Here is a 7,618-nt window from a genome sequence, read left to right on the forward strand (position 1 = left end):
TCTCCTTTATCTAGTTCGGGAACTTCAGTATAATGCTTCAGCAGACAAACGGAACTTATGCCAATCAACACGTTTATGATCGGAAAACGGGTCGTCTCTTGTACACCATGCAGATGAGCCCAAACAGTCTTGATTATAATGTAACCGAGCTCTCAATTGTCAGCTACTGAAACCCCGCAAGTTTCAGCCTGAAATAACCGAAAATGAGGCTTAGGATAAGTGTTATCGCGCTGGATACCGTGAAGACTGCAATGTATCTGAGGTTTCGACCCCTCTCTTTCACGTAGATTCTATAAGCTATCAGATTAGCCAGAGAGGCTATAATCGTGCCACTGCCTCCAATATTTACGCCCAGAAGAAGGCCTTTGTAGCTCCCGGTAAATGATGAAAAGAGAATCGCTGCAGGCACGTTGCTGATAAACTGCGATAGAAGAGCGGACCTGGTCATTGTCCTAATCTCACCATTTGTTGCAGACTTCATCATATTAGCTATTATCTCCATTCTTGAGATGTTGTCAATAAAGACAAAGAACAGCAAGAAAGTACCCAGCAAGAAGTAGTCAATCTTTTGAAAGAACCTTCTTTCAAGAATTATTGTAACTACCACAGTGAGTACAAGTCCTACTCTGAAGTCGATGATTCTGAATACGGAAAGCATAACAACAAGAAAGCAACCAATGAAAATACCAAGCTTTTGAGGTTCACAGATCTCCAAAGATGGAGCATCGAAAACAATCTTCCTCTTGGTGTTCAGAAGATTCATCAAAAGAGTCCAGCAAACACCAAAGACAACAAATGGCAGCATGAGGCTGCTAAATTCCCAGATACCAATTTCGTACTTTTCGAAGAGAAAAAGATTCTGCGGATTTCCTATCGGCGTCAGTGCGCTGCCAATATTAGCGGCCTGACTCTGAATAATAACAATCCACATCGGCTCGAATTTTGCCTTTTCGGCTATTGTCATTGTGAGTGGAACAAGTGCGATAAGGGCAACATCATTTGTAATAAAAGCGCCCATGAAAGCTGTTAGAATTACAATTACGGATCCGATGCTTCTAGCGCTTCTTAGATTGGAGAGCGAGATAGTAGCTATCTTTTCTAGAACCTTGTATTCCTTAAGAGCCTGAACAACTATCATGAGGCTTAAGAGCTCGGCAATTACTCGCCAGTCAATGCTTTCAATACGAGGGGGAATAATTATCGATGTGATCAAAGCCAGCAGCAGAGATATCCAGAACATCATCTCCTTTACGAGATGTCTCTTAATAAATCCTTTGTTCAATATAGTCCTATAAATAGCTCCTGAAATATCAGGCACTGCAGAATGACCTCCGATCATGAACAAGGGAGATGATATCACCGAAAAAGAGATCAGATTAAGCATATTCTGCTAAATGGAGGTAACCGCAGTTATGCGAATCAAAATACAACAGGTTTCTTTCGGTTCGCTACTCACCATACGGTGTCTACAAATGTCGAAAATTTCCTAAGATAGAACTTTCAGTAATTGAGTATGATAGGGCTTCAATGTGTAATATACTCAAGAGGGTCGATCGCGCGCGTTTATTAAGATAAGAATGAGCTAGAGAGAATTTGTTTTTTTCGACGGAGGGTAAGACGTTTGGCACGAAGAATTCATTATGGACATTATGGTCATGAATGGAATGTGACGCGATTGTAGGGTTGATCGTTTCCATTCTGTTGTTCTGATTCTCAAAGGGGCGGCAGAGTTACTGATAGATCTTATTAGATCTGCCAGAGGGATCGACTTCGAAAGATATGGCTTTTCCCTCTTCAACAAGTTCAGAGTGAAGCAGCTAAAGCGCTGGTTTCTTTTCGTGATCGATCAAGAGAAGATACAGACTCGCGATCAGCTCGAGTGCGAAGCAAAGGCATCCATGGCTTATGAAGATATTGAACTACTCAGAGCCTTTGGAAGTTCCGATTCGCAGTCTGACGAATCGATAGTCAAGACCGCCCTCGAGGCGCTAGACAAGGAAATGTTGATAACCGAGTAGGACGGACACTTCAAGCTTAGCGAAAAGGGCTCGGCCGAGTTGAGATCTACACGTAAGTGATAGCCAATTTGAGGAACCAATCATTGTCTTCTCAAACCTCACTTCCAAAGTCGCTTATCTCTTGTCAACTACTAATCTTTCAAGATAACCATGATCATCGAAGTAAAGCGGAGATTAGGAAGTAGTTAAGCATTCGTATGATTATTTATGTGTAGCTTTTTCAAAGAGGCAAAGAGAAATCGCAATCTCCGATTTTCCATTGTGCACAGCCCTATTGACAACGGCAAGTTTGGCAGAATAAAATTAAATTGCAAACGATATAGTTTTGAAAAATGTAGTATAAAAAATTCTGATTAAGGTGATAATGATGAATAAGGTATTTCTCGTATTAGTTTTAATAGGATTAGTCTTCACTGGTTTCTCCAAGAACATAGTAGAAGTAGCGGTTTCAGCAGGCAATTTCAGTACACTCGTAGCGGCAGTTGAAAAGGCAGGTCTAGTGGAGACTCTAATAGGAGATGGACCTTTTACTGTGTTCGCTCCAACTGACGAAGCAATTGCAAAGCTTCCGGAAGGAACTGTTGAAAGTCTCCTAAACGATATACCGGCGCTTACGAGAATTCTTACATATCATGTGGTTCCTGGAAAGTATATGTCTTCAGACGTGGTATCTCTTGAATCGCTCAAGTCCGTAGAAAGCAGCTCTATACCAATAAAAGTAGAAGAAGGCAAGGTTTACGTCAGTAATGCAATGATAACGGCAGTTGATATTGAGGCAAGCAATGGAGTAATTCATGTTATTGACACGGTCATCCTTCCCCCGGAAAAAGAGACAAGGAGAATCCCTGAAATTGCTATCGATGCGGGCTCCTTTACGACACTAGTAATGTGATTCCTAAATAACATTGCAATTTAACGAATTAGAGCTTATAATTCTCTTATAAACTATGAAGGAGGATTATGAGCATGCCGTTTGAAAGCACGAGGGCAAAGATCAATCTCAGTCCAGGAGAATTGGCCAAATTGGAAACAATATCTAAATCCAGAACAGAAAGCATGAGCCGGATTGAAAGAGCAAAGATCCTTTTAGCCTATTATCGCGGAGAAACAGTGTCGTCCATTGCGCGTACTTTGAAAACCAATCGCCCCAAGGTAGAAAGGCACATTTCCAAAGCGTTGGATCTGGGCGTCGAAGCGGCTCTCGAAGATCTTCCCCGGAAGGGCAAGCCCCAGGTAATTACTCCCGAGGCGAGGGCTTGGGTTGTGTCTACGGCCTGTCAAAAACCCAAAGACCTTGGGTATAGTTACGAATTATGGACGACTAGGCTTTTAGCGGAACATATCCGCAAACACTGTTTGGAGTCAGGCTTCGATTGCCTGGCAAAGCTGTCGCGGGGAACGGTTTCCAAGATATTGTCCGAGAATAAGATCAAGCCGCACAAGATTCAATACTACCTGGAACGCCGCGATCCGGAGTTCGATCAGAAGATGATTCAGGTGCTGCATGTGTACAAAGAAGTCCAGATTATATCTGAAAAAGGGGAAGATAGTTTGTTTGCTTACATCTCTTATGATGAGAAACCTGGAATCCAGGCGATTGAAAATACCGCTCCTGATTTGCCCCCTTTGCCCGGCAAGCACGCTACCGTTTATCGTGACCATGAATACGTAAGACATGGGACACTAAGCCTTCTTGCCGGCATAGACCTTGTAACCGGCGAGGTTATCGCTACAGTGGAGGATAAGCACAGAAGCCAAGAGGTGATAAACTTTTTGAAAAAACTTGATTCCCATTATCCAGATAAGAAACGTATCATCATCGTACTGGATAACCATAGCGCACACACTTCCAAGGAGACGAGGGCCTATCTGGCTACGGTTCCCAATCGCTTCGAATTTGTCTTTACCCCCAAGCATGGCTCCTGGTTGAACATCGTCGAATCCTTCTTTGGCAAACTTGCCCAGACAGTCCTCCGTGGGATCAGGGTCAAATCGAAGAATGAGCTTGCCGAGCGCATCCTTTCATGCATCGATGAGATCAACGAGTTTCCCGTTGTTTATCGATGGAAGTATAAATTGGATTCAATTTCGGTCATCTAGTATTGTAATGTTATTATGGAAACATACTACTAGTTACGGCACTTCAGGAAGCCGGTCTAGTCGAAGCGCTTATGGGTGATGGTCCCTTTACAGTCTTTGCCCCTAATGATGAAGCCTTTGCAAAATTACCCGAAGGAACTATCGAATTATTGCTCAAGGACATACCAACTCTAAAGAACATCCTCCTATACCATGTCGTATCGGGAGAATACATGGCTGAAGATTTACTGGGAATGAGATCTTTGACTGCTCTTAATGGCGGTTAGCTGATGATAAACCCAACCGAAGTCAAGATTCAAGGATCTGGAATAATCGTAACGGATATAATTGCGGCAAATGGCGTAATCCACGTAATAGATACGGTGATGATTCCTTAAAGGTAACCTCGTACCACTATCAAGCGATAAGCAGATCTTTCAGGCGGAGCATTTTGCTCCGCCTTTACTATTGCTTATCCTCTGCCAATCTACTTTTCCGAAGCTGCATAAAACTCTAGGAGAAGGGCATTCCAATAATTTAGAATTCTAATAGACAAGATGTATTTATTGATCGGGGGGTGTATATGAACGGTAAGTTCTTTCCCGAAAGCAAATACGACGTTGCGGTAATTGGATCTGGACTCGGAAGTTTATCGGCTGCCTCTATGCTAGCTAATAAGGGACTAAAAGTGCTCGTTGCAGAGCAGCATTATCTTCCCGGAGGATGTTGCTCGATCTTCAGAAGAAGTGACTTCACGTTTGATTCTGCAGTTGGCATGGTATTCGGATTCGGAAACCGCGGCTTCAATTCTCACAGGTTTGTTTTCAACGAGATCGGTGAAGACATTGAAATGGTAAGACACGAGGCTTTATACTCCGTGACCTTCGGAGAGAAGAAAATTGTCTTTTGGCCAGATCTCGACCGATTTATAGAAAAGCTTGGAAATAACTTTCCTGGATATGAAGAACAGCTAAGGAAGTTCTACAACTATTCTGCCGACTTATATCACGAAGTGATAGTTGCTGATCCTGTAATCGTCCCTCCCACTGAAATGAAGAGAAGCGATAGTCTCAGATCTCTGCTGAAGCATCCTGTACGACAGGCCAAAATGATCAGGCTTTTATTCAAAAGCACTGAAGAACTTATGAAAAAGTTTATCGACCCCGAGGCAACGGAGCTTTATCAGTTTTTCGATGTTCTTACTTCCACGTACTACTATACGACTGTAAAGGAAACCCCCGGCGTACTGGCCGTAACTATGTTCATAGACAATCATGAAGGAGGCGGCTTTTACCCCGTAGGTTCTTCTCAGATGATACCGAGCAAACTCGAAAAGGCGATCGAGAAAAACGGCGGCTACATGCTATACGAAAATCACGTTAATGAAATACTCTTTGATGATGGGAAGGCATCGGGGATAAAGCTGGAAGATGGGAGCAAAATTAGATCTGACTTCGTGATTTACGGCGGAACGGTCTGGAATCTCTATGGAGGAATCATTCCCGAGGAACATGTTAGTCAGGAAAGAGTTGAATGGGTGGAGTCCCTTGAGCCGACTTTTCCCGCCATGGTCGTGTACGCCGCCGTAGATTCTTCTGCTATCCCGGCCGGAACTAATCCGGTGGAGATGCTTATCGAGGAATTTGACGAAATAGCCAAAAGCGATGTCACAGTATACATACCTTCGATTGACGAACCTTCGATATGTCCAGAAGGAACTCACGTAATGTCCATGATAGCTCCCTCAAAGAAAAAGTGGCCGCCTCGCGCCTTATTAATCCCCAAGAACTATGAACCTTATGAGTTTTGGGTCATGCAGCCAGATGGGTTAATATTCAGTGATCAAGATAAAATGGAGATAGGCAGAAATCTCTTTACTGACCAACTTTACGAGCCCTTTGAGGAGCTAAGAGTATTGGGTAGCGAGATATCTCAGAAGGAATCCGGGTTGGGAGAATACAGTTTCTTTTCACGCGGAATGAACACTGTTGTAATGAAGGAATTCAAGTGGAGTTGGGTTGGGCTTCATGGAACACAATGGCGTCTGATACTTACGAAGAGCAATTGATTTACAATAGACCCGTTATATGCTAACGGGTGAAGGTGGTGGATAGTATGGCAGAAGCAAAGAAGTTCGACTGGATCTCTCTTCTCGTGGGTTTCGTGCTCATAATTGGAGGTATTTTTTCTCTGAGCAATCCTCTTGCAACGTTCCTTACCCTTGCAATAATGTTAGGTATCGTTGTTCTTGTTCGTGGAATCATGTTGATAGTTGCCTACTTCAAACTTGAAAACCGAACCGGAGCTAAGGTTTTCTTCGCGCTAATTCTAGGAATATTGCTGGCTATTACGGGGGTAATATTTCTCTTCAGACCGCTTTTTGCCACAAACGTATTTGCTTTCATAATAGCGATATGGTTTATTGTGGATGCCATTAACAACCTGATAAACGCCGATCGGCTGAAACCTGCGGGAAAGGGAATCTACTTTCTGAGCATTGTCTTCAATGTTCTTGTTCTTTTTGGAGGAATAATACTCGTTCTACACCCGCTCATTGCCGGTCTGTCGGTTGCCGTAATTATTGGGATAACTCTCCTTGTTTTTGGTGTAAACCACATTGTTCTAGCGTTTATGGGCAAGAAGTCTGCATAGAAGAAGTGATTTCTTCGTAATTAAGACTGGATGAGTTCTTTGAATTTGAGATGGGGTAAGGATGCATCAATCTATATCCCATCTTTTCTTTTTGTTCTTTTACTGCTGAGAAAGTCAAGTTCTCGAGTTCAGTTCGGGTATAATGGTTATGTATGGCTCCTGATATTGTTTATACTTCATAATCACACTCTTGTTTTCTGCATTTGATTTCTGGAAACCTCTCATGGAATTCATGGTCATATAGTTACTGCAGTTGTCAGATTTGCCGCAAAAAGGAGGTATTTAGGTGAGAAAAATCGCATTGGTCTTTCTTCTTTTGTTAGCTTTCATTTCCGCTTCGCTTGGATGTACTGAGTTTCTTCTTTCGCCTGAAAAAAACAATGGTTTAGTTATCTCAGGTAGAAGTATGGAGTTCTCATATCCTCTGAACTCGAAAGTTGTATTCTTCAACAGGGGTGCAAGTTTTAGCAGTCATATGCCTGATGGGTCTGAAGCGGCCTCATGGGAAAATAAATATGGATTTGTGGGATTTAATGCTTTTGATATTCCCATAGCAATTTCAGATGGATTGAATGAAAAGGGATTGTCTTTAAGCGCCCTTTGGTTAACGGGAATAGAGTATGAAGAAGTCTCTCCCGATTCAGATTCTACAAAGGTTATAGAGCTGTTCGATCTTCGTTCCTGGATTCTTGGAAACTTTGACACACTCGATCAGTAAGAGAAGCTCTTGAAAGTATGACAATTTGGGGCAAAGAAAACGAACTGCTTGGGGAAGTTCCCCTTCTTCACCTCTCTTTGCATGACAAGTCTAGTGTAAGCATGTTGTCGAGTTCATTGATGGTGATATGAAGATTTACGATAATCCAAAT

7 protein-coding genes and 1 pseudogene are annotated in these 7,618 nt (G+C 42.6%); 7 read left to right on the top strand and 1 reads right to left on the bottom strand.

Features of this window, described 5'->3' with window-relative positions:
* Nucleotides 1-163: 163 nt before the first annotated feature.
* On the bottom strand, nucleotides 164-1,318 hold the full coding sequence (locus tag BG32_RS03005) for an SLC13 family permease (protein ID WP_180274857.1): 1,155 nt from the start codon (nucleotides 1,316-1,318) through the stop codon (nucleotides 164-166).
* Nucleotides 1,319-1,808: 490 nt separating this feature from the next.
* On the opposite strand from BG32_RS03005, the gene BG32_RS03010 reads away from it, so the two are divergent.
* From BG32_RS03010 to BG32_RS03040, 7 genes and pseudogenes are all read left to right on the top strand, one after another.
* Nucleotides 1,809-2,018 carry a hypothetical protein gene (locus tag BG32_RS03010; protein ID WP_121526349.1) on the top strand — a complete coding sequence of 70 codons (210 nt, stop codon included), beginning with the start codon at nucleotides 1,809-1,811 and terminating at the stop codon, nucleotides 2,016-2,018.
* A 367-nt stretch (nucleotides 2,019-2,385) separates the two neighbouring features.
* Complete coding sequence (locus BG32_RS03015) at nucleotides 2,386-2,910, top strand: fasciclin domain-containing protein (RefSeq protein WP_373561614.1); 525 nt, start codon at nucleotides 2,386-2,388, stop codon at nucleotides 2,908-2,910.
* Nucleotides 2,911-2,984: 74 nt separating this feature from the next.
* On the top strand, nucleotides 2,985-4,118 hold the full coding sequence (locus BG32_RS03020; RefSeq protein ID WP_099772358.1) for an IS630 family transposase: 1,134 nt from the start codon (nucleotides 2,985-2,987) through the stop codon (nucleotides 4,116-4,118).
* Between the two features lie 23 nt (nucleotides 4,119-4,141).
* A pseudogene (locus BG32_RS16125) lies at nucleotides 4,142-4,495 on the top strand (fasciclin domain-containing protein).
* 185 nt (nucleotides 4,496-4,680) lie between these two features.
* Complete coding sequence (locus BG32_RS03030; RefSeq protein WP_121526350.1) at nucleotides 4,681-6,165, top strand: NAD(P)/FAD-dependent oxidoreductase; 1,485 nt, start codon at nucleotides 4,681-4,683, stop codon at nucleotides 6,163-6,165.
* Between the two features lie 47 nt (nucleotides 6,166-6,212).
* Nucleotides 6,213-6,749 carry an HdeD family acid-resistance protein gene (locus tag BG32_RS03035; RefSeq protein WP_099772361.1) on the top strand — a complete coding sequence of 179 codons (537 nt, stop codon included), beginning with the start codon at nucleotides 6,213-6,215 and terminating at the stop codon, nucleotides 6,747-6,749.
* Nucleotides 6,750-7,035: 286 nt separating this feature from the next.
* On the top strand, nucleotides 7,036-7,467 hold the full coding sequence (locus tag BG32_RS03040) for a linear amide C-N hydrolase (protein ID WP_099772362.1): 432 nt from the start codon (nucleotides 7,036-7,038) through the stop codon (nucleotides 7,465-7,467).
* Nucleotides 7,468-7,618: the final 151 nt, after the last annotated feature.

Source organism: Mesotoga sp. HF07.pep.5.2.highcov (assembly GCF_003666285.1).
Classification (GTDB): Bacteria; Thermotogota; Thermotogae; order Petrotogales; family Kosmotogaceae; genus Mesotoga; species Mesotoga prima.